We start from the raw sequence: 21,082 nt of genomic DNA, 5'->3' as shown, positions 1-21,082 counted from the left end.
CCTCAGTCCACCCGGTCGAGGGCGCACATCTTCACGGAGATGGCGCGCTGCTGGCTGCCCCCGCTGACCACGTTGAAGGCGACCCGGTGCGTGCCCTGCGTCTTGAACGACCCGGCCGGCAGGTAGACCTTGTGAGGGGTCACGGCCGGGGTGCGGCCCAGGTTCTCGCCGTCGACGAGCCAGCGGTAGGTGAAGGCGTGGCCTTTGGGGCCGTCGATGACGGCGTACACGTTGAGGTCGCTACGCCAGCAGCCGCCCAGGTCGATGCCTTCCGGCCGCAGGGTCACGGACCGAACCCCGCCGCTCGCGGTCGTCGCCTCGGTGGTGGCTTTGGCGGCGGGTTTGGTGGCGGTCGCGGTGGTGCTGGGCTTCGCGCTCGGCTTGGTGGTCGGCGTTGTGGTCTTCGTGTCGCGCGTGGGCCGCTTGCGGCCGGGTGAGGGCGTCGCGGACTGCTTGCCCTTGGCTCCGGTGGTCTTGGTGGGGGAGGCGCCGGTGGGGGAGGGGCTGGTGATGGGCGTCGCGGTGGGGGTGGCCAAGGCGCCGAAGACGTTCGGCAGGCGTAAGGACGGCAGTGCCCAGACGACGGTCGCCGCCACCACGACGCCCGCCACAGCGACCGCCGCACCGCCCACGAGCAGCGTCCGGTTACGTCCCGAGCCGGGCGCGCCCCCGTTCCCCACTGCGGCCGCGCTGGGCAGGCCAGACGGACCGGGCGGGCCAGCTTGTCCGGGCCCGCCGTATGCGGCCGCATACCCATTTCCGGCCGGTCCGTGACCCGCATGTCCACCCTCGCCCTGCCCGGGGCCTGCCGCGTGAGCCGCTGGCAGGGGGTTCGGCGTGCCGCCGAGGAGGCGCAGCAGGACGTCCTGCATGGTCGGGCGGCGGGCCGGGCCCTTGGACAGGCAGGCGTACACGATCGGCCGCAGCCCGTCCGGCAGGTCGCCGAGCTGCGGCTCGTTGTTGAGGATGCGGTTGATGACGGCCGGCAGCGCGTCGTTGCCGAACGGCGGCACCCCCGACGCCGCGTACACGATCACCGACGCCCACGCGAACACGTCCGCCGCGGCCCCGACGGCGGTCCCGGACAACTGCTCGGGCGCCATGTACGCGGGGGTGCCGACGATGCCGCTGGTGACCGTGAGCGCGGAGCCGGCGGCGCGGGCGATACCGAAGTCGATGACCCGGGGACCGCCGGGACCGAGCAGGACGTTGGCCGGTTTGAAGTCCCGGTGCACGACGCCCGCACGGTGGATGGCGGCCAGCGCCGTGGCCGTGGCGACCGCCAGGCGTTGCAGGCCCGCGCCGGTGTGCCGGCCGGCCTGCGCGAGCGAGGGGCCCTCGACGTACTCGGTCACGATGTACGGCCGGGCGCCCAGCGAGGCGTCCAGCACCTGCGCGATGCAGAACGGCTCCACCCGCCGCGCCGCCGCGACCTCCTTGGCCAGGCGGTCGTCGTGGGCCGAGCCCGTCCGCAGGACCTTGACGGCGACCTGTGTGCCGTCCGGGGCGTACCCCAGGTAGACCACACCCTGGCCGCCCGCGCCCAACCGCCTGGCCAGCCGGTACGGGCCGATCTCGGTGGGATCCCGCTCCGTCATCAGTCTTCGATGGAGCAGACGGTGAACGTCGTGGACCTGCTCTTGACGACCGGCGACGTCAGCTTGAACGTGACCGTGTGCGTGCCCTCCTTCACCATGTAGCCCAGCGACCCTTCCCAGCCGGTGTACTCCCCATGGCCGATCAGGCCCCCGCGCCGCATGACGGCCTTGCCGTCGATGAGCCAGGCGAAGTTGTACTTCAGCACGCCGTACTCGCCCGCCGGGGTCTTGTCCGTCTCCACCTGGGTGTCGAAGTTGACCGGCGGCATGAGGCAGCCGTTCGTGGGATGGGCGCCGTGGACGGTGATGCCGAGGATCGAGAGGTTGGCCCTTGTGGTGGTGGGCTTCTTCGTGGTGCGGGTGGGGGCGGGTGTCGAGCGTTCGGGGGAGGACGTGGGCCTGGTCGTGGGCTCCGCGGTGAGCTTGGTCGTGGGTTTCACGGTGGGGCTCGCGCTGGGTTTTCGCGTGGGCTTGCGGGTGGTGGTCTTGCGCGGCCGGGGGCTCTTCGACGGGGTGGTGTCCGCGGTTTGGACGCCTGTCTTCGTCGCGGAGGAGGCGGCGGCGGGCGGCTGGGTCCCCGTGCCCGGCGGGAACGCGAGCGTCACGGCTGTGGCGATGGACGCCATGATCGCCACACTCCCGCCCCCGGCTAACAGCGGGATGAGCACCCGCCCACGCCCCGCCGCCTGCCCCTGATCCGTGCCCCGCCCGTGCCCGGCCGACCGCCTACCCGGCTGCGTGCCCGGCCCGGTCCCGACCGGCATGCCCGGCCCGAGCGGCCCGTTCGGCATGCCTTGACCGGGTCCGATCGGCCCCGAGGGTTGCGGGCCGTGCCCGAGGCCCATGGAGCCGTGAGCCCCGGTCTGCGGGAAGCCGGGCCCGGCGCCCGTCGTACCGGACGACTGGCCGCCCAGCAGGGCGAGCAGCACGTCCTGCATGGTCGGGCGGCGGGCCGGGTCCTTGGACAGGCACGCGTACACGATCGCCTGCAGCGACCGCGGCAGGTCTCCCAGCTGGGGTTCGTTGTTGAGGATGCGGCTGATGACGGCGGGCAGCGAGTCCTGCCCGAACGGCGGCTCCCCGCCGGCCGCGTACACGATCACCGACCCCCACGCGAACACGTCCGCCGCGGGCCCGGCGGGCGCCCCGGCCAGTTGTTCGGGCGCCATGTACGCCGGGGTGCCGACGATGCCGCTGGTGACCGTGAGCGCGGAGTCCGTGGCGCGGGCGATGCCGAAGTCGATGACGCGCGGGCCGTCCCGTCCGAGCAGGACGTTCGCCGGTTTGAAGTCGCGGTGCACGATCCCGGCCGCGTGGATGGCCGCCAGCGCCGTGGCGGTCGCCACGGCCAGTCGTTGCAGGTCGCCGCCGCTGTGCCGGCCCGCCTGCTGGAGCGAGGGGCCCTCGACGTACTCGGTCACGATGTACGGCCGGGCGCCCAGCGAGGCGTCCAGCACCTGCGCGATGCAGAACGGCTCCACCCGCCGCGCCGCCGCGACCTCCTTGGCGAAGCGGTCGTCCCCGACCAGCCCGTCCAGCAGCACCTTGACCGCGACCGGCCCGCCGTTCGGCGCCTGCGCCAGGTAGACCACGCCCTGGCCGCCCTCGCCCAGCCGCCCGACCAGCCGGTACGGGCCGACGGCGCCGGGGTCCTCCGGCAGGAGCGGTTGCGCGGCCATCGTCAGTTCGTCTCGCCCGGGCACAGCGTGACGGAGACGCTCCGCTGCCTGGCCACGGGCGAGGTGATCCGCAGGGTCGCGAGGTGGGTGCTCCCGCTGCCCTTGATGTCGCGGGGCGAGGTCAGGCGCAGCTCGCCGTCCTGCGGGATGGTGGCCGTCGACCGCGACACCGTCCTGCCGTCGATGATCCAGGCGAAGCTGAAGTTCAGCGGCGTGCCCTGGCGCTGGACCAGCCCCCTGAGCGTCACCAGGCCGCCGGCGTAGCACCCGTTGTCGAGCGCGCCGCCGGCGCGGACGTACCGGACCTTGAGCTGCCCGCCCGCGACGGAAGTGGCCGTCGGGTCCGCGGTGGGGGTGCCGTTCTGGCTCGCGGGGTCCGGGGTCGGCTGGGACGTGCGGGTCTTCCTCGGGCGGGGTGTACGCGTGGGGGAGGTGGCCGACGGGGTCGGGGTGGAGACGCCGGACAGGTTCCTGGTCTTCGGCGTCGGCGTCGAAGGGGTCAGCCACACGATCGCCGCGCCCAGCGCCAGCACCGAGATGCCGGAAGCGCCCGCGATGGCGACGGTCTTCACGCGCCGCCGCCGTGGCCGCGCCTTGCCGTCGCCTCCGGCTGCCTGCGGGCTCACCTGAGTGGCGTCCTGATCGGGCGCGGGACCATACCCGCCCTGGTCGGGCGCGGCGCCATACTCGGCCTGGTCCGGCGCGGGACCGTAGCCAGGCTGCTCGGGCGCGCCACCATACCCAGGGTCGCCGTACCCAGACTGGTCCGCGCTGTATCCAGGTCCAGGCTGTTCCGGCGGCGCCGGAGGCCGGGACTGTCCGCCGAGCAGGTGCAGCAGCACGTCCTGCATGGACGGGCGGCGGGCCGGATCCTTGGCCAGGCAGCTCAGCACCACCGAACGCAGCGGCTCCGGCAGCTCACCCACCTGCGGTTCGCTGTGCACGATGCGGTTGATCACCGCGGGCAGCGAGTCGTCGCCGAACGGCGGCACCCCCGACGCCGCGTACACGATCACCGACGCCCACGCGAACACGTCCGCCTGAGCCCCCACCACCTGCCCCGCCAGCTGCTCCGGCGCCATGTAGGCGGGCGTGCCGACGATGCTGCTCGTCGAGGTCACCCCGGAGACCAGCGCGCGGGCGATGCCGAAGTCGATGACGCGCGGGCCGTCCCGCCCGAGCAGGACGTTCGACGGCGTGAAGTCACGGTGCACGACGCCCGCCTGGTGGATGGCGGCCAGCGCGGTCGCCGTCGCGACCGCGAGCCGTTGCAGCCGCGCCCCGCTGTGCCGGCCCGCGTCCTGGAGGGACGGCCCGTCCACGTACTCGGTCACGATGTACGGCCGGCCGGTGGTCGACGCGTCGAGCACCTGCGCGATGCAGAACGGCTCCACCCGCCGCGCGGCGGCGATCTCCTTGGCGAAGCGGTCGTCACCCGCGATGTCCTCGCGGAGCACTTTGATCGCGACCGGCGCCCCGTTGCGCGCCTGGCCGAGGTAGACCACGCCCTGGCCGCCCGCGCCCAGCCGTCCGACGAGCCGATAACGCCCCACCGCCGCCGGGTCGCCCGCTCGTAAGGGTTCGACATTGGGCATAAGGGGAGTGACTCCTGTGACAGCTGAGAATAGACGTCCAGCACCCTAGCGCCAAAAGTCAGGATCTGTCGGAAGTTAAGCTGACCAAGCCTGAGAAAGGGGGGCGAGTGCGCTCGCTGGAGGACTATGCCCGTGGGGTGCGCGAAGGCTCGCGTACCTGGATCGCCCGCGCCATCACGCTCGTGGAGTCGACCAGGGCGGACCACATCGCGCTCGCCCAGCGGCTGCTGGTCGAGCTCACCCCGCTGTCCGGCGGGGCCACGCGGGTGGGCGTCTCAGGGGTGCCCGGCGTGGGCAAGTCCACCTTCATCGACGCCCTCGGCACCATGCTGACCGGCCAGGGCCACAAGGTCGCCGTACTGGCCGTGGATCCCTCCTCCACCAGGACCGGCGGGAGCATCCTCGGCGACAAGACCCGCATGGCCCGCCTGTCCATGGACCCCGCCGCCTTCATCCGGCCCTCGCCCACCTCGGGCACCCTGGGCGGCGTGGCCAAGGCGACCAGGGAGGCCATGGTCGTGGTGGAGGCGGGCGGGTTCGACGTGGTGCTCGTCGAGACCGTGGGCGTCGGCCAGTCGGAGACGGCGGTGGCCGACATGGTCGACACGTTCCTGCTGCTCAGCCTGGCGCGTACCGGGGACCAGCTGCAGGGCATCAAGAAGGGCGTGCTCGAACTGGCCGACGTCATCGCGGTCAACAAGGCGGACGGCGAGCACGAGCCGGCGGCGCGCAAGGCGGCGCGGGAGCTCGCGGGGGCGCTGCGCATGCTGCGTTCCGACAGCGTGCCACCGCCGGTCCTCACCTGCAGCGGCCTCACGGGTTCGGGGCTCGACGAGCTGTGGCGCAAGGTGCTGGCCCACCAGAAGTCGCTGGACCTGGCCGCCAAGCGCCGCCGCCAGCAGGTGCAGTGGACGTGGACGCTGGTGCGCGACCGGCTGCTGACCGAGCTCCGGGACGCGCCGGAGGTGGCGGCGATCGCGGAGGAGGTCGAGCGGGACGTCCTCGCGGGCACCCTCACCCCGGCCCTCGCCGCCGACCGTCTCCTGTCCGCTTTCGAGCGCCCGCGCCGGTGACCGGCATAGGTGAGTGGCTCTCGGGTTGAGATTCCTCCTCCGCTGGGTGAAAGATCCCATCCACCTCTACGCCCCGTAATCACTCAGTGACGTGATTCATGTCACTATTGCCCCCATCAACGCCTGGAGGGGCATATGGGTGCGGAATCGGGGCTGCCGGAGTCGGTCACAGGGGCATTGGCGGAGTACGGGCGGCTGCTCGGCGAGCACGGCATCACCTGGGGCGAGCCGGAGATCCACTACGTCAAGCTCTTCGCCAGGCGCAGGGTCCTGCCTCCCGCCCAGATGGACCTGTTCTGGCGGCTGGCCTACGACCGCCTCGCCGCGCGTCACCCCGGCGAGACCCTGGACCTGCTCGCCACCCGCCTGGCGGAGGTGGACTTCGACGAGCTCCTGCGCGACGCGCTCGACGGCGAACTGCCCGCCCACCTGGCCGCTCTGCGCCTGACGTCCGGCGGCGCCGTACTGGACTGCACGCCACGCGCGCTGCTGGACCGCGTGCCGCACACGGTGCCGGACCCCGCGACAGGCGGGCCGCCGGACCGCGCCGATCGCACCGGGCCGCCGCGGTTCGCGATGCTGGTCGACTCGCGGCGCGACGTCGCCAGCGCCGTCGTCGTGGACGGCGCCGAACGGGTCGTTGCGCCGAGAGGCGCCTGGCTGGTCGAGATCGACGGCGACAGCACGGTCACCGTCGACGGAGCGCCCGTGCCGATCGACGGGCTGACCAGGACGGCCCCGGCGGCCACGTTACGGCTGAGCGCCGGGTTCCCCTGCCGGTGGAGCGTCGCTGGCGCCGACGGACAGGGCTGGTTCCCCGAGGCGACCCCGCACCGCCACGACTTCCACGGCCGCCCGTACTTCCACGGTGACGACCTCGTCCTGCGCGTCCCGGCCGAGCCGCTGACGGTCACGGTGACCAGGGGCATGGAGTACGGCACGGCCACCGTGGAGATCACCCCTGAGCCGGGCGAGGAGCACCTGGTACGGCTGGCCCCGCGCAGGATCTACGACGCCGCGGCCCTCGGCTGGTACGGCGGCGACATGCACGTACACCTCAACTGGGCCGGTGACGTGGTCGGCCTGCCGGCCGACGCGGCGGCGGCGCAGCACGGCGAGGACCTGCACGTACTCAACCTGGTGGCCGGCAACGTCTCGGGCAGCCGCGTCTACGACCGGGCGGCGCTCGACCACTGGAGCGGCGACGACCTGCCCTGGTCCGACGCGACCCACCTGGCCAGGATGGGCGCCGAATACCGCAACGACCTGCTCGGCCACGTCTACGCCTTCGCGCCACGGGTGGCGCCGGAGCGCTTCCACACCGGGTTCGACGGGGACGCCGACTGGCCGCCCAACGCCGAGGGCCTGCGCGAGCTGCGCGGGCTGGGGGCGCTCGTCGGCTACAGCCACCCGTTCCACCAGCCGATCGGCGACTGCGACTCGCCCAAGTCCATCGTCTGGCCCGTGCCGCGCAACTGCGCCGCCAGGGAGCTGGTCGCCGACGCGGCGCTCGGGCTCGTCGACAGCCTCGACGTGCTGACCCACTCCTCGATCACGGCGAGCGCGGCGGTGTACCGGCGGCTGATCGGAGCGGGCAACCGGCTGGCCGTCACGGCGGGCACCGACTCGATGATCTCCTTCACCCGGGCCGGCAACCAGTCGAACCCACCCGGCTGGGCCCGCGTCTACGCCCAGGTGGAGGGCGCGCTGACCGCCGCGTCGTTCACCGAGGCGGTACGGGCCGGCCGTACGTCCGCCACCACCGGGCCCTGGCTGGAGCTCTCGGTCGACGGGTACGGGCCGGGCGACACGATCGACACGTGCCGAGGCGACCGGCTGACGGTCACCGCCACCGCCATCGGCCCGGAGGTCACGGCGGTCCGCGTCCGTACGGCGGAGGGCGTCCGCGCCGGGGCGGAGCGCCTGCCGGCCGGCGAGCGGTGGGGTGGCGAGGTACGCGGCCTGGAGCCCGCGACCAGCCCCGGCGACTGGTTCGAGGCCGGTGGGTGCCCGCCCACGGTCCACTGGCGCGGCGAGGAGGAGGTGCTGAGCGTGACGGTCGAGCTGGAGACCGACCGCCCCACGTACGTGATCGCCGAGGCCCTGTGCGACCCGCACCCGCGCACGCTCAACCACACCGGCTACGCCCTGACCAGCCCCGTGTACGTGGACGTCGACGGCAGGCCGGTGGCCACGCCCGCCGACGTGCGGTGGTGCCTCGACTGGCTCGACCTGCTGGAAGACCTCATCAAGCAGCACGCCAGGCTGGCCGACCGCGACCAGCTCGTCGACCACCTGGCCGTGCTGCGACAGGCCAGAGCGGTCTACCAGTCGCGTCTACGCTGAGTGCTTCCCGGAGGAGCGTTTCCTCGTCGCGACGTGCCACTCGTGGCTGCTCGACGACCACCTCGCCGCGGGCGGCGGATGGTACGGCCGGGCGGGCTGGCTGAGGCTCTGACCAGGGCGATGCGCGGATAGTGGCCGCATGTGTTAAATTTTGGCCATGCGGTCAGAAAATGAACCGAGCGGCCAGAAAGCGCGTTCGTTCATCGAAGAGGCCCGGCGGGCCCAGATCGTCGCGTCCGCGATCGAGGTGATCGCCGAGTCCGGGTTCGCCGGGGCGTCGCTGGCCCGGATCGCCCAGCACGCCGGCATCAGCAAGGGCGTCATCTCCTATCACTTCGCCGGCAAGGACGAGTTGATGGAGGAGGTGGTCAACCAGGTCTACAGCGCGATCGGCGAGCACGTCCGAGCCCAGATGGAGGGGCAGGAATCAGCCACGGACCTGCTCAGGACGTACATCCTGGCCATCGCCTCGCACATGAAGGCGCACCGGACGCAGCTCAGGGCGCTCGGCCAGATCTTCTACAACCTGCGCACCGCCGACGGCCAGCCGCGCTACGGCTTCAAGGCCAACGAGGAGACCTACGCGGCGCTGGAGCTGATCTACCGCGCCGGCCAGGCCGCCGGGGAGTTCAGGACGTTCGACGTCCGCGTGATGGCCGTCACGATGTCGTCGGCCATCGACAACATGTTCGGCTACTGGGTGACCTATCCCGACCACGACCTCGACGCACACGCCAGAGAGCTGGCCGACCTATTCGAGAGGGCTGTCAAACAATGAAGACCGAGCCGAGGACTGCCACGCGGCTCTTCGCCATCGACAACCTGCGCATCGTGCTGACCGCGCTGGTCGTCGTCCACCATGTCGCGGTCACCTACGGAAACATCCCGCTCTGGTTCTACACCGAGCCCGCCAAGGACCCCTCGGGGGTCGCGCTGGACATCCTCGTGGTGTTCGACCAGGCGTTCTTCATGGGCTTCTTCTTCCTGATCTCCGGCTTCTTCACCCCCGGCTCCTACGACCGCAAGGGCGGCCGGTCGTTCCTGCGGGACCGCCTGATCCGGCTGGGCATCCCGCTGCTGGTCTTCCTGCTCGTGCTGCGGCCGCTGGTGACGATCGGCTCCTACAAGTCCGACTACGCTTCCTTGCCGTACTGGCAGTACTACATCGGGTCGTGGGATCCGGGACCAATGTGGTTCGTCGAGGTGCTGATCGTGTTCGCCGCCCTCTACGCGCTGTGGCGGCGCTTCAGCACGCCGGTCGAGACGCCGCTCGGGGCACGGCACTCGGAGTTGCGGGCGCGCTGGATCGTGCTGTTCACCGTCGGGCTGTCGGTGGCCACCACGCTGTGGCGGATCCCGGTGCCCCAGGGGTCCTACGTGCCGGTGCTCGGGCTGCCCACGCCGTACTTCCTGCCGCAGTACGCGGCCATGTTCGTGGTCGGCCTCATCGCCTTCAGGCGCGGCTGGTTCATGACCCTGCCCGCCAAGGCGGGGCCGCTCGGCTTCGGCGTCGCGGCCCTGGTGAGCGCCGTGCTGCTGCCGCTCTCGCAGATCACCACGGGCGCGCTGTCGACCGCCGTGACCGCCACCTGGGAGTCGGCCTTCGCAGTCAGTGTGATCATCGGGCTCACCGTGGTCTTCAGGGAGCGCTTCAACCACCAGGGGCCGCGCGGCAAGTGGCTGTCGGCCCAGGCGTTCACCGTGTACATCATCCACCCGCTGGTCCTGGTCGCGATCGGCTACGCGCTGAGCGGGCTGCAGGCGATCGCGGTCGTCAAGTTCGCCATCGCGGCCGTCATCTCGCTGCCGGTCTGCTGGGGACTGGCCTACCTCGTACGATCGCTGCCGGGCGCCAAGCGGGTGCTGTGAGCGTCGCCGTGCCGGGAGGTCACGCGTAGAAGGAGTCGAGCGTGTCGCCGTAGCGCTCCTCGACGGCCTTGCGCTTGACCTTCAGGCTCGGCGTGAGCTCGCCCGTCTCCACCGTGAAGTCCGCCGCCAGGATCGCGAACTTCTTGACCGTCGCGTAGCTGGCCTGATCCGCGTTGACCTGCTTGACCGCGCTCTCGACCTCGGCGCGCATGCGCGGATGCTCGCGCAGCCGCTCGGGGTCGAGGGGCAGCCCCTCGGCCTCGGCCCAGGGCTTGACGACCTCCATGTCGAGCGTCACCAGCGCCGTGACGTAGTTGCGCCGGTCGCCGTGGACGAAGACATGTGACAGGTACGGGCAGGTGGCCTTGATGCGGCCCTCCAGGTAGGTGGGGGCCACGTACTTGCCGCCCGAGGTCTTGATCAGCTCCTTCTTGCGATCGGTGATGATCAGCCGCCCGGCCTGGTCGAGCTCGCCGATGTCGCCGGTGTGCAGCCAGCCGTCCGACAGCGTCTCGGCCGTCTCCTCCGGCAGGTCGTGATAGCCGCGCATGATGCCGCGCCCGCCGATCAGGATCTCCCCGTCCTCGGCGATCCGCACCCGGGTACCGGGGAGCGGTGGCCCGACCGTGCCGAACTTCACCGAGCCCGGCCGGTTGAGGAAGCTGCCCGCCGACGACTCGGTCAGCCCGTAACCTTCGAGGATCGTCAGGCCCGCCGCGTCGAAGAACTCGGCGATGTCCTGGTTGAGCGGCGCGGAGCCGGAGATGAAGTAGCGGATCCGGCCGCCGAACCGCTCCCGCAGCTTGGCGAACACCAGCCGGTCGGCCAGCCCGTACTCCAGGCGGACGCTGAGCGGGATCGCGGCACCGCGCCGGCGCGCCTTGCTGACCCGGATGCCCGTCTTCCTGGCCCAGGCGAAGATACGCGCCTTGACGCCGCCCTCGCGCGCCACCGTGGACGCCACGGTGTTGTGAATCTTCTCGAAGATGCGCGGCGCGGCGGCCATGACGGTCGGCTTGAGCGTGCCGAGGTTGTCGGCGATGCGGTCGAGGCGGCCGTCGATCGCGGTGGCCACGCCGATGTCGATCATCACCACCTCCAGCAGCTTGCCGAACGAGTGCGACAGCGGCAGCCAGAGGAAGTGCAGGTCGTCTTCGGAGATCAGCTCGATCTTGCGGACCGCGTCGGCGGCGTACAGCCAGTTGTCGTGGGTCAGCTCCACGCCCTTGGGGCGGCCGGTGGTGCCTGAGGTGTAGATGAGCGTGGCCAGATCGTGCTCACCGATGGCGTCGACCATCGCGTCATAGTCGGCGTGGGCGGCGTCGTGCGTGCTGAGCGAGTCGAGCGTGACCACCCAGCCGTCGTCGGCGGGCGCGCCGTCGATGACGACCACCTGCGTGACGTCCGGCAACTCCTTCTGTACGGACCTCAGCTTGGCCACCTGGTCGTCGTTCTCGGCGACGACGATCGTGCTTCCGGAGTCGGTGATGACGAAGGCCGACTCGGCGGCGGTGTTGGACGGGTAGATCGTGGTGGTCGCGGCCCCGGTGGACAGCACGGCCAGGTCGGTCAGCACCCATTCGAGCCGGGTGGAGCAGAGGATCGACACACGGGTACCCGGACCGGCGCCCAGAGCGGCCAGACCGAGCGTGAGCCCGCGTACGCGTTCGCCGACCTCCCGCCAGGACAGCGAGGTCCAGCCGTCGTCCGACGGCACCAGATAGGCGGTCGCGTCGGGGGTGGCCGCGATCCGGTCGCGCAGCAGGGCGGGGATGCTGGACATGCCTGACCTCCTGGTGGGGACGTTCCTGCCGACTCTAGGTGCCGCCCCCCGTACCAGTCGATGCCTGATCGTCAGACGTGCTGCCGTACGCCCCCGCGCGGGCGGGCGGTGCCGACCAGGCGCGCGGTGCGCACCTCCCACGCGCCGCAGGCGCAGCGCAGGTAGGACACGACGCCTTCGGAGGTCATGTGGGAGGAGACGACGGCGAGAGCCAGCGGATCGTGGAGGTCTCTGGAGTGCATGACTCCAGCCTGATGTAATGGTCTTATGCATTTCAATGCTTACGGAGGCAACGGCGCCGCCCTGGCGGCCGCCCTGGTCAACGGCACCGATTTCCGGCCAGAGGCGGTCGAGGCGATGCTCGCGGAGCACGCCATGCTCCGTCCCCAGGTCACCCCCGAGCAGGCGGCCGAGCTGGCGGAGTGGCGGCACCGCCTCGCCCCGCTCTTCGGCGAGCAGGACCAGGACACCCAGATCAAGCTGATCAACGACCTGCTCGACATCACCGCGTCCAAGCCCTATGTGAGCGCGCACGACGGCCGCGAGCCGCACCTGCACTTCTTCTCCGTCGACGCCGATATCGTCAGCAGGGCGAAGGACACCACCGCGGGCGGGCTGGCCATGGCCATCTCGTTCTCCGACGGGCGCCGGCTCGGCCGGTGCGACCGGCCGGGGTGCGAGACGGTCTATGTCGACACCTCGCGCAACGGCCGGCGCCGGTTCTGCTCGCTGGCCTGCGCCAACCGGGTGAACGTGGCGGCCCATCGGGCCAGGGGTCTTGCCGGATAAATGCCTTGCCGGATGATTTTCGGCTGGGTACAGTCCTCTGCGACGTATCGCCGAGCCCTGGGGGCAGTTGACGTGAGGGATTGAGGTCGCGGGCACCGCACCTGGCCGATTCCTTCGGCGTACGACCCTTGTCGGCTTTTGTCGCATTCAGCCGTCGTATTGAGCGGTGTTTCCCGCCGAGTCACGAAATTTCGATCTTTGTGACGGGAGCCACCTCATGTCATTCTCCATCGTCGTCGACGGCGTGTCCTTCGCCTGGTCCGATGGCACCTCTGTGCTCGACGGCCTCGACGCCGCCTTCCCGGCCGGGCGTACCGGCCTGATCGGGGCCAACGGCTCCGGCAAGTCCACCCTGCTCAGGCTCATCGCCGGCGAGCTGGTCCCCTCCAGTGGATCCGTCTCGGTCGTGGGAGAGGTGGGCTACCTGCCGCAGAACCTCTCCCTGAACGCCGCCCGTACCGTCTCCGACCTGCTCGGCATCAGCGCGGCCCGGGCGGCGCTGCACGCCATCGAGGCCGGCGACGTCGCCGAGGAGCACTTCGCGGCCGTCGGCGACGACTGGGACGTGGAGGAGCGCGCGCGGGCCGAGCTGGACCCGCTCGGCCTCGACCACGTGGAGCTCGACCGTACCGTCGCCACGTTGTCGGGCGGCGAGACCGTCATGGTCGCGCTGGCCGCCCAGTTCCTCAGGCGGCCCGACGTCCTGCTGCTCGACGAGCCCACCAACAACCTCGACCTAGACGCGCGGCGGCGGCTCTACGCCGCGGTCGCCGCGTGGCCTGGCGTGATGGTGGTCGTCAGTCACGACCGGGCGCTGCTCGAGCTCGTCGACCGCATCGCCGACCTGCGCGAGGGCACCGTCCGCCGCTACGGCGGCAACCTGAGCGCGTACGAGGAGATCCTCGCCGCCGAGCAGGAGGCCGCGGAACGCGGCGTCCGGGTCGCCGAGGCCGATGTGAAGCGGCAGCAGCGTGAGCTGGTCGAGGCCGGCACCAAGCTCGACCGGCGCCAGCGCTACGGCGCGAAGATGTACGCCAACAAGCGCGAACCGAAGATCATCATGCAGGCGCGCAAGCGCCAGGCCCAGGTATCGGCGGGCAAGCACCGCAACATGCACACCGAGAAGCTGGAGGAGGCCCGTGACCGGCTGAGCGAGGCCGAGCAGGCGGTCCGCGACGACGCCGAGATCCGCATCCAGCTACCGGACACCGCGGTGCCCGGCAGCCGCGTCGTCCTGGAATTCCCGCTGTCCCGCGGGGCGCGTGACTCCGATCAGGCGCTGAAGCAGCTGGTCGTGCGCGGACCCGAGCGGATCGCGCTGCTCGGCCCCAACGGGTCCGGCAAGACCACCCTGCTGCGGCGCATCACCGAACACGGGGCGAACGTCCCGGTCCGCTACCTGGCCCAGCGGCTCGACCTGCTCGACGACTCGCTGAGCGTGCTCGACAACGTCCGCGCGCTGGCGCCGTCCGCGCCGGTGAACCAGGTACGCGCCCGCCTGGCGCGGTTCCTGTTCCGGGGCGATCGGGTGGCGCGGCCGGTGGGCACGCTGTCGGGCGGCGAGCGGTTCCGCGCAACCCTGGCGGCGTTGCTGTCGGCGGAGCCGCCGCCGCAACTGCTCCTGCTCGACGAGCCGACCAACAATCTCGACATGCCCAGCGTCCGCCAGCTGGCGCAGGCGCTCGCCGCCTACCGGGGGGCGCTGATCGTGGCCAGCCACGATCTGCCCTTCCTGGAGATGCTCGGTTTGACCAGGTGGCTGCGGCAGGACCGCGAGGAGGGACTGACCGAATCGTAATTGACGGGTGGGGATCAATCCGGCGATAGTGTGGCACGTGGCTCCCCCTCGCTTGATCTGTTCCACGCTCGCGCTCGCGAGCCTCACACTGGCCGCGTGCTCCGCCACGCCCCAGCGGCCGAGCGGCGGCGAGGCCAGTGTGAGCGGCGTCGGCGGCGGCACCGGCTCGATCGTCGCGAACTCCGGTCCCGCCACCCCGCAGAGCAGCGGCCCGACCGGCCCGGCCGCGCTGACCGCCGAGGCGTACAAGAGCGAGCTGGGCACCAAGCACAAGGCCATGCTCGACGCGATCAACGCCATGGCCGGCGCCCGTACCGTCAAGACGCTCAACCAGCGCGTGCAGAGCGCCCAGGAGCAACTGCTGGGCGCCGCCAACGAGCTGACCGCCATCGCGCCGCCGCAGGAGGTGCGCGCCCAGCACGACGCGTACGTGGCCAGCCTGCGCGAGTTCGCCACCCAGCTCGGCACCACGGCGGGCAAGGTCCGCGGCGGCAACCTGTGCACCTCGTCGGCCGTGCTGACCGACCTGGGCGACCGGCTCGACTCGCTCGACCAGGCGGGCGAGGCGCTGCAGGGCGCCGGCGGCTATCCGGCCGACGTGGTCACCGTGAAGGCCAAGGGCAAGCAGTCGAGGCGGCTCGGCAACGGCCACTATCTCCGCAAGACCAGCATGTCGGGCCGCAGCTCGCTGCAGATCGACAACGGCGGCACCCGCGACGCGGTCGTCACCGTCCTGAAGGGCAAGTCCACGGCGTTCAGCGTGTACGTGCGCAAGAAGGCGAAGTTCAAGGTCAGGGGCGTGCGCGACGGCAGCTACAAGATCTTCTTCACGCACGGCGTGGACTGGGACGGCAAGAGCAAGTCGTTCACCCGTGAGTGCAGTTTCGAGCGGTTCCAGAAGACGGTGAAGTTCAAGACCACGTTCACCGCGACGCAGATCCGCTGGCATGACTGGCGGGTCACGCTGCACGCCATCTCCGGCGGCAACGCCCGCACCTCCGACGTGGATCCGGAGCAGTTCCCGCACTGACGGGCCGGGGCCGCGCACTTTGAGTAGGAGTACGCGGCCCGCTGGTTCAGGAGCAGACCGGTCAGGTCGAGAACAGCATGCCCACCCAGCTGCGCTGGCCACGGTGGTGGCCGTAGTGGTGGCCGCCGCCGTGGTGCTGCGGGGCGCCCCACGCCGGGCCCGGCGCGGGCGGCGGAGCGGCGTGGTACTGCGACTCCATCCGGGTCAGCGTCTCGAGCTCGCCATAGTCGAGGAAGATCCCCCGGCAGTTGTCGCACTGCTCGATGTGGACGCCATTACGCTCATATGTCCGCATATTGCCGCGGCACTTCGGGCACTGCATTTCACGCTCTCCTAGGCTTGGAGTTTAGGGAAGAACCTACCGCGCGAAACACCGTCACGCTCGGACGATTCTGTTGCACGACTCGACCAACGAATGCTCCACCTCGTCCAGTTCCCGACGCTCCCGGAAGGCGTTGAACACCGCCACGGCGGCCAGTTGCACGGTCAGCGCCCGGGCGGGAAGGTCCAGCCGTTGCCACGGGTCGTCGCCCCGGCCGAGCGCGGGCCCGCCGGAGGCGAGGTAGGCGCCCAGGAACCGGTCCCAGACGACCGGGTCGAGCAGCCCCGCGGCGTACCAGGCGGCCGGTCTGGCCAGGTCCCAGGCGGGGTCGCCGACGCCCAGGTCGTCGACGTCGATGAGCAGCCAGCGGTCGCGGCAGACGAGCTGGCCCAGGTGCCAGTCGCCGTGGGTGAGCAGCCCGGGGCCCGGCTCGGGCTCGGGGAGCTCGCTGAACGCCCGGCGTACGAGCTGCTCGACGGGACCGTCGCCGGGCATCCGCCGCACCGCGCGGGCGGCCCGAGCCGGTCCTCCCGCCGCGGGCAGCGGCGGTAACAGCGTCAGGGGCACGGCGTGTAACCGGGCCAGCAGCCTGGCCCCCTCCTCCCAGGGAGCGGCGTCGGGGGCGTCCTGGGAGACCGGACGGCCCGCCGGCCACACCGTGACGGCCCGGCCCGCCACCGTCAGCACCTCGGGATCCAGCGGCGCCAGCATCAGGCCGCTGAGCGCCGCCGACCCGGCCGCGCGCAGCCTCGGCCGCAGCGACTCCACCTCGTCGCGCGCCGAATGCGCCTTCACCACCACCTCGCCCCGGCGCAGGACCACCACGTCCGTACGTGTCGGATGCCGCACGATGTCGCCCGTGCCGCCATAAGCGCCGGCGATCCCCGCCAGCTCCTCCTCCAGAGCCACTCGTACAGACTAGAGGCCATGAGAATAGGTTTCGCCGTGCCCCAATCCGGGCCGTGGGCCACGCCGGGCAACATGCGTCGCGTCGCCGCCCGTGCCGAGGAGCTGGGATATCACGAGCTCTGGACCTTCCAGCGGGTGCTCTATCCGGTGGGGCATCCGATGGGACCGACATATCGCAGCGTGCACGACCCGCTCGTCACGCTCGCCTACCTGGCGGGGGTGACCAGCACGATCCGGCTGGGCGTGGCGATCGTCAACGCCTTCGTCCAGCCGGTGCCGCTGGCCAAGCAGCTCGCGACGCTGCAGAGCGTCTCCATGGGCAGGCTGACGGCCGGGCTCGGGCTGGGGTGGCTGCGGGAGGAGTTCGAGGCGGCGGGGGTCGGCTTCGAGCACCGGGGGCGCAGGGGAGAGGAGTTCGTCCGGGTTCTGCGCAAGGCGTGGCAGGACGAGGTGGTCGAGCACCACGGCGAGTTCTACCAGGTGCCGCGCTCCCACATCGACCCCAAGCCGGCGCCGGTGCCGCCCATCCTGCTCGGCGGCACCGCCGACGTCGCGCTACGGCGGGCCGGGCGGCTCGCGGACGGCTGGATCAGTTCGAGCCGGGAGGACCTGTCGGCGGTCGCCGGGCGGATCGAGCTGATCAAGTCGGCGGCCGCGGAGGCGGGCCGCCGCGACGCCGACGCGCTCCGCTTCGTCTGCCGGGGCGTGACCCGCGTACGCCCGGAAGGCGCCGCGGACCGGCAGCCACTGACGGGCACCTACGAGCAGATCAGGGCGGACGTCGGCGAACTGGCGGCTCAGGGCGTCACGGAGGTCTTCCACGACCTGAACTTCGACCCGGAGATCGTCACTTCCGACGCCAAGGAGGCGATGCGCCGCGCGGAGGAGGCCCTGGAGTCCCTGGCACCCTCCGCCTAGGAACCGCCACCGCCGGCCCGGCATCCCAGCGGTCGCTTTCGTCGGTCTCTCGGCATGACCGCGCCGAGGACGCGTGCGCGGACTCTTCGCGGGGAAATCACGCCTGGTCAATCCTCGAGGACGCTCCGGTACGCCTCATTTCGCGCCCTCACGCCCATGCGTCCGAAATCCCGCTCAACCATCCTTGACACGTGATCATTCTGGCATCCATACTCCGTTAAAAGCGCTTCGACCAGCTTTCCGATGCCTCCCCCCTTAGATAGTCGGGCCTTGACTTTCATTTCGGTTGTCAGCCCTCTTTGTTTTCACGCACGGCACCTCCAGAACGCAAGGAGTGACGTCTCGAAAATGCATCCGGGAACGTTAGGACGTAATGCACGGCGAGGATTTTTCATGGTCCTCGCCGTCATGCTGGTGGGGACGGTGGGCATCTCGCCGGCATTCGCCCACTGGAACGGCACCGGCCAGGATATCGCCAGTATCCACATCTACCCCTACAGCTATAACGGCACCTGGCAGACGCCGATGAACAAGGCGCTGTCCAATTGGAACGCGACCTCGAGCCCTGCCAATTTCTACAAGAACTCGAATTCGGGTTCGACGATCACAGTGAAGTCCTACAGCAACACCTATTACGGGCACTATCAGAGGTGCGGCGGGATGTGCATGTACGTCCGGCTGAACTCCCGGACGATCAACAGGGACGCGTCGAACTTCTCGAACTTCGTCACGAGCACGTTGGTTCACGAGCTCGGGCACGCGTTGAACCTCGCGCACAACTCGGGCACCTCGATCATGAATTCGAGCAGGAACCGCAACTCGATGACCAAGCCCCAGTCGCACGATGTCGCCGACGTCAACGCCTACTACTAAAGGAGGTCGGCCAGTGCTACGGCGTCTTGGCGTGCTTGTCTTCGCCGCGGTGTTCGTGACCGCATGCTCGGCGCATGAGGAACCCGTCCTCTATCGAGCTGACTATCCCCAGTACCAAAGCGCCGATGCGCTCTTCGACAAGGCGACTCTGGTCGTCGAAGCCCGCATTGTCGGAGAGCCGCGATATCTCCAGGAACAGGCGGAAACGCCCGATCCCACAGAGACGGATCCGAACCTGAATCCCAACGCGGGAGCCCCTGCCGAGGTGGCCGCGCAGCCCGAGGGCCCGCCGACGGTCATCACCGTCTACACCGCCCAGGTGACAAAGGTCTACAAAGGTCAGGCTCAGGTGGGGCAGTCCATCGAGGTCAAGGAGCTCGGGGGAAACTTCGAAGGCGTGACCTATGAGGAGGAAAACACCACTTCGATGAACCAGGACAGCGGCTACGTCCTGTTCCTGGAAACCTACCCTGACTCGCCCGCCGCACTGCTCAACCCCATCCAGGCGAAGTATCCGCTGGACACCTCCAGCAACCCCGCGTCGCTGCCGGAGAACCCTCTCAAGCTGACGCGTGCCGAACTGGAAACGATGTCTTAATTCGGAAGTATCCAACCCCGAAAAGCCTGCCCCGCGCGGGCTCCTCGGCGCGTTGGGGATGGGCCAGATCTACTTGCGCACGGCCGCCAGGTCGCGCGGCTGATGATCAGTCGAGGCAGAACTCGTTGCCTTCGGGGTCGCACATCCAGGTGCACGCGGTTCTTGGTCTGCTTACGCTCCGGCACCCGCGGGAAGAACAACCGCGGCCCGGAGCCCTCGGGATCGACCATCGCGGAGGCGTTGTCGCCGCTCTCGGGCGGCACACCCATCGCCTCCAGGGCCTGCTCCCACGACTCGAACCCCTTGGGCGGGTCCTGCAGCCGGTAGCCGAGGGTCTCGGCCCAGAACGCGGCCAACTCGCCCGGATCGGCGCAGTCGACGGTGATCTGGACGTCGCGGGCCATCTCAGCTCGCCTCCTGTCGGGTGTGCAGGTGGAGGTCGCGGAGCAGGCATACCTCGGCCAGATGGTGGATCAGCTCGCGGTTGATGTGCAGCACCAGCGCTGCCAGAGGGTACTCGGCGTACGGTCCCTCCGCCTCCCCGCACGGTCGGGCGAGGCCGCTTTCGCCGAGGGACTCGACCCCGGCAAGCCACGTGGCGTACTCCGCGTCGAGCTGGGCCAGCGCCGCGTCCGCGCTCGCGGCGTACTCGAACGACTGGTAGTCGATGGGCGCGCGACCGAAGTGCGCGGCGTTGCGCATCGCGAGCACGCCGACGATCACGTGCCCGAGTCGCCAGGCGATCGTCGTGAAAGGTGGCGGGTCGGGCATCGGCATCGCGAAGTCAATGGTCATCGCGCCGGACCCGGCCCGCACCGGTGCGTCGCCGGTGCCGCGCGGGCGCACGCTCCAGCAGCCGGGCGCGGGCTCCCAGAAGTACTCGTCGTCGGTGAGCCCGTCGAGGCGTTCGCGCAGCTGATGGGTCCAGTGCCAGTCGGTCTGATCTCGGAGCAGGGTGTTCCAGGTCTGGTCGGTCATGATTCCAGCCTGCCGCAACGGACCGGATCGGATCGCCGCCTTCAGTAGAGTGCGTGGCCCCGAGTGCCGAGAGGTATGGATCATCATGGATGAGCAGGAACTGACCAAGCCGTGGGAAGGCGTCCTGATCACTCCAGACGTCATCGGCCACACGGGCGTTCTCGTCCTGGCGGGCTCGAGCGGACGCGTCGACCGGGAGCGGGCTCGTATCCTCGCCCAGGAGGGCATGACCGCGCTGTCGATCCGATGGTTCGGCGGTCCCGGACAATCACCGGGCATCTGCGAGATCCCCTTGGAGACTTTCGTGTCCGCCGTCGATCTGCTCGAATCCACCGGCGTACACCGCATCTGCCTGCTGGGATCGTCCAAAGGGGCGGAAGCCGCCCTGCTCACCTCCGTCCATGACCCGCGTGTCGATGGCGTCGCGGCGATGTCGCCCACCTCAGTGGTGTGGGGCAATGTCGGCTCAGGACGAGACGGACGCGACCGCCCGTACCGGTCGTCCTGGACGTGGAAGGGGCAACCGCTGCCCTTCATCCCGTACGACGACGACTGGACGGCCCCCGAACCGGCGGACGGCCCGGTGGCCATTCGCGGCTGGTACGAGCGCAGTGAGCGGACCTTCGCCGACCTGCTCCCCGCCGCCGAGATCCCCATCGAGGAGAGCAGGGCCGACGTGCTGCTGGTGGCGGGAGGGGACGATGCGATGTGGCCGTCCCTCCCGTTCGCCGAGCGGCTCGTGGCCCGTCGCGGCACCGCTCGGCTGATCAGCCGGGCCGACGCCGGTCATCGCCCGCGTCTTCCAGGTGAGGGCCCGGCTCCCGAATCGCCGCGCTTCCTTTACGGGGGTGACGCCGCCGCCGACGCCGAGCTTGGAGCGGCCGCCTGGCCGCACATCCTCGATCTGCTTCGCGGCTGACCTGA

The 21,082-nt window shown here is 70.5% G+C and carries 20 protein-coding genes; 11 read left to right on the top strand and 9 right to left on the bottom strand.

Annotated features, from left to right (window positions below; translation table 11 throughout):
- Positions 1–2 precede the first annotated feature (2 nt).
- Genes ACQP2T_RS37730 through ACQP2T_RS37720 form a run of 3 tightly spaced genes read right to left on the bottom strand, consistent with a single transcriptional unit; the run spans position 3 to position 4,872 of the window.
- Positions 3–1,598: a serine/threonine-protein kinase gene (locus ACQP2T_RS37730; RefSeq protein WP_433509667.1), complete on the bottom strand. Its 1,596-nt coding sequence runs from the start codon at positions 1,596–1,598 to the stop codon at positions 3–5.
- Positions 1,598–3,277, bottom strand: coding sequence for a protein kinase domain-containing protein (locus tag ACQP2T_RS37725; RefSeq protein ID WP_433509666.1), 1,680 nt, complete (start codon positions 3,275–3,277; stop codon positions 1,598–1,600). Before ACQP2T_RS37725 ends, ACQP2T_RS37730 begins: the two co-directional genes overlap by 1 nt.
- A gap of 2 nt (positions 3,278–3,279) precedes the next feature.
- The gene (locus ACQP2T_RS37720; RefSeq protein ID WP_433509665.1) at positions 3,280–4,872 is read right to left on the bottom strand and encodes a serine/threonine protein kinase; all 1,593 of its coding nucleotides are present in this window, start codon (positions 4,870–4,872) and stop codon (positions 3,280–3,282) included.
- A gap of 107 nt (positions 4,873–4,979) precedes the next feature.
- Between ACQP2T_RS37720 and meaB the strand changes: the two genes are divergently transcribed.
- The 4 genes from meaB to ACQP2T_RS37700 all read left to right on the top strand — a co-directional run bounded on the left by meaB (position 4,980) and on the right by ACQP2T_RS37700 (position 10,160).
- The gene (gene meaB / locus ACQP2T_RS37715; RefSeq protein WP_433509664.1) at positions 4,980–5,945 is read left to right on the top strand and encodes a methylmalonyl Co-A mutase-associated GTPase MeaB; all 966 of its coding nucleotides are present in this window, start codon (positions 4,980–4,982) and stop codon (positions 5,943–5,945) included.
- A gap of 135 nt (positions 5,946–6,080) precedes the next feature.
- Positions 6,081–8,291: a CehA/McbA family metallohydrolase gene (locus tag ACQP2T_RS37710; RefSeq protein ID WP_433509663.1), complete on the top strand. Its 2,211-nt coding sequence runs from the start codon at positions 6,081–6,083 to the stop codon at positions 8,289–8,291.
- A gap of 157 nt (positions 8,292–8,448) precedes the next feature.
- Positions 8,449–9,069, top strand: coding sequence for a TetR/AcrR family transcriptional regulator (locus ACQP2T_RS37705; protein WP_433509662.1), 621 nt, complete (start codon positions 8,449–8,451; stop codon positions 9,067–9,069).
- Complete coding sequence (locus ACQP2T_RS37700) at positions 9,066–10,160, top strand: acyltransferase family protein (RefSeq protein WP_433509661.1); 1,095 nt, start codon at positions 9,066–9,068, stop codon at positions 10,158–10,160. Before ACQP2T_RS37705 ends, ACQP2T_RS37700 begins: the two co-directional genes overlap by 4 nt.
- Positions 10,161–10,179: 19 nt before the next feature.
- On the opposite strand, the gene ACQP2T_RS37695 is transcribed toward ACQP2T_RS37700, so the two are convergent.
- Positions 10,180–11,943, bottom strand: coding sequence for an AMP-dependent synthetase/ligase (locus ACQP2T_RS37695; protein WP_433509660.1), 1,764 nt, complete (start codon positions 11,941–11,943; stop codon positions 10,180–10,182).
- Between the two features lie 71 nt (positions 11,944–12,014).
- On the bottom strand, positions 12,015–12,185 hold the full coding sequence (locus tag ACQP2T_RS37690; protein WP_357946078.1) for a hypothetical protein: 171 nt from the start codon (positions 12,183–12,185) through the stop codon (positions 12,015–12,017).
- Between the two features lie 25 nt (positions 12,186–12,210).
- Here ACQP2T_RS37690 and ACQP2T_RS37685 point away from each other — a divergent pair, with 25 nt between their 5' ends.
- From ACQP2T_RS37685 to ACQP2T_RS37675, 3 genes are all read left to right on the top strand, one after another.
- Entirely contained in the window at positions 12,211–12,732 is a 522-nt protein-coding gene (locus tag ACQP2T_RS37685; RefSeq protein ID WP_357946081.1) for a CGNR zinc finger domain-containing protein, read from the top strand.
- Between the two features lie 217 nt (positions 12,733–12,949).
- Complete coding sequence (locus ACQP2T_RS37680) at positions 12,950–14,530, top strand: ABC-F family ATP-binding cassette domain-containing protein (protein WP_433509659.1); 1,581 nt, start codon at positions 12,950–12,952, stop codon at positions 14,528–14,530.
- Positions 14,531–14,567: 37 nt separating this feature from the next.
- Positions 14,568–15,560, top strand: a complete 993-nt coding sequence (locus tag ACQP2T_RS37675) for a hypothetical protein (RefSeq protein WP_433509658.1) — start codon at positions 14,568–14,570, stop codon at positions 15,558–15,560.
- A gap of 61 nt (positions 15,561–15,621) precedes the next feature.
- On the opposite strand, the gene ACQP2T_RS37670 is transcribed toward ACQP2T_RS37675, so the two are convergent.
- Positions 15,622–15,882, bottom strand: a complete 261-nt coding sequence (locus tag ACQP2T_RS37670; RefSeq protein WP_358432879.1) for a zf-TFIIB domain-containing protein — start codon at positions 15,880–15,882, stop codon at positions 15,622–15,624.
- A gap of 54 nt (positions 15,883–15,936) precedes the next feature.
- Positions 15,937–16,791, bottom strand: coding sequence for a phosphotransferase family protein (locus ACQP2T_RS37665; protein WP_433509657.1), 855 nt, complete (start codon positions 16,789–16,791; stop codon positions 15,937–15,939).
- Between the two features lie 18 nt (positions 16,792–16,809).
- On the opposite strand from ACQP2T_RS37665, the gene ACQP2T_RS37660 reads away from it, so the two are divergent.
- From ACQP2T_RS37660 to ACQP2T_RS37650, 3 genes are all read left to right on the top strand, one after another.
- A complete protein-coding gene (locus ACQP2T_RS37660; RefSeq protein WP_433509656.1) occupies positions 16,810–17,709 on the top strand; it encodes a TIGR03619 family F420-dependent LLM class oxidoreductase in 900 nt (299 codons plus the stop codon).
- A 393-nt stretch (positions 17,710–18,102) separates the two neighbouring features.
- Complete coding sequence (locus ACQP2T_RS37655; protein ID WP_358017654.1) at positions 18,103–18,582, top strand: hypothetical protein; 480 nt, start codon at positions 18,103–18,105, stop codon at positions 18,580–18,582.
- A gap of 31 nt (positions 18,583–18,613) precedes the next feature.
- Positions 18,614–19,180, top strand: coding sequence for a hypothetical protein (locus tag ACQP2T_RS37650; protein WP_433509655.1), 567 nt, complete (start codon positions 18,614–18,616; stop codon positions 19,178–19,180).
- Here ACQP2T_RS37650 and ACQP2T_RS37645 read toward each other — a convergent pair.
- Complete coding sequence (locus ACQP2T_RS37645; RefSeq protein WP_433509654.1) at positions 19,177–19,584, bottom strand: VOC family protein; 408 nt, start codon at positions 19,582–19,584, stop codon at positions 19,177–19,179. The genes ACQP2T_RS37650 and ACQP2T_RS37645 overlap by 4 nt on opposite strands.
- A gap of 1 nt (position 19,585) precedes the next feature.
- Complete coding sequence (locus ACQP2T_RS37640; RefSeq protein WP_433509653.1) at positions 19,586–20,158, bottom strand: DinB family protein; 573 nt, start codon at positions 20,156–20,158, stop codon at positions 19,586–19,588.
- A gap of 85 nt (positions 20,159–20,243) precedes the next feature.
- On the opposite strand from ACQP2T_RS37640, the gene ACQP2T_RS37635 reads away from it, so the two are divergent.
- Complete coding sequence (locus tag ACQP2T_RS37635) at positions 20,244–21,077, top strand: acyl-CoA thioester hydrolase/BAAT C-terminal domain-containing protein (protein ID WP_433509652.1); 834 nt, start codon at positions 20,244–20,246, stop codon at positions 21,075–21,077.
- Positions 21,078–21,082 lie beyond the last annotated feature (5 nt).

It is taken from the genome of Nonomuraea sp. CA-143628 (assembly GCF_050942315.1).
GTDB lineage: Bacteria > Actinomycetota > Actinomycetes > Streptosporangiales > Streptosporangiaceae > Nonomuraea.
Note: the sequence above shows the minus strand (reverse complement) of the source record. Positions and strands in the feature narration are given on the sequence as shown.

Coding starts and splice junctions, on each gene's coding strand:
- ACQP2T_RS37660 (WP_433509656.1), top strand. CDS start 16,810: ATGAGAATAGGTTTCGCCGTGCCCCAATCCGGGCCGTGGGCCACGCCG.
- ACQP2T_RS37690 (WP_357946078.1), bottom strand. CDS start 12,185: ATGCACTCCAGAGACCTCCACGATCCGCTGGCTCTCGCCGTCGTCTCC.
- ACQP2T_RS37700 (WP_433509661.1), top strand. CDS start 9,066: ATGAAGACCGAGCCGAGGACTGCCACGCGGCTCTTCGCCATCGACAAC.
- ACQP2T_RS37635 (WP_433509652.1), top strand. CDS start 20,244: ATGGATGAGCAGGAACTGACCAAGCCGTGGGAAGGCGTCCTGATCACT.
- ACQP2T_RS37720 (WP_433509665.1), bottom strand. CDS start 4,872: ATGCCCAATGTCGAACCCTTACGAGCGGGCGACCCGGCGGCGGTGGGG.
- ACQP2T_RS37640 (WP_433509653.1), bottom strand. CDS start 20,158: ATGACCGACCAGACCTGGAACACCCTGCTCCGAGATCAGACCGACTGG.
- ACQP2T_RS37680 (WP_433509659.1), top strand. CDS start 12,950: ATGTCATTCTCCATCGTCGTCGACGGCGTGTCCTTCGCCTGGTCCGAT.
- ACQP2T_RS37710 (WP_433509663.1), top strand. CDS start 6,081: ATGGGTGCGGAATCGGGGCTGCCGGAGTCGGTCACAGGGGCATTGGCG.
- ACQP2T_RS37670 (WP_358432879.1), bottom strand. CDS start 15,882: ATGCAGTGCCCGAAGTGCCGCGGCAATATGCGGACATATGAGCGTAAT.
- ACQP2T_RS37645 (WP_433509654.1), bottom strand. CDS start 19,584: ATGGCCCGCGACGTCCAGATCACCGTCGACTGCGCCGATCCGGGCGAG.
- ACQP2T_RS37685 (WP_357946081.1), top strand. CDS start 12,211: ATGCATTTCAATGCTTACGGAGGCAACGGCGCCGCCCTGGCGGCCGCC.
- ACQP2T_RS37655 (WP_358017654.1), top strand. CDS start 18,103: ATGGTCCTCGCCGTCATGCTGGTGGGGACGGTGGGCATCTCGCCGGCA.
- ACQP2T_RS37725 (WP_433509666.1), bottom strand. CDS start 3,277: ATGGCCGCGCAACCGCTCCTGCCGGAGGACCCCGGCGCCGTCGGCCCG.
- ACQP2T_RS37695 (WP_433509660.1), bottom strand. CDS start 11,943: ATGTCCAGCATCCCCGCCCTGCTGCGCGACCGGATCGCGGCCACCCCC.
- ACQP2T_RS37705 (WP_433509662.1), top strand. CDS start 8,449: ATGCGGTCAGAAAATGAACCGAGCGGCCAGAAAGCGCGTTCGTTCATC.
- ACQP2T_RS37730 (WP_433509667.1), bottom strand. CDS start 1,598: ATGACGGAGCGGGATCCCACCGAGATCGGCCCGTACCGGCTGGCCAGG.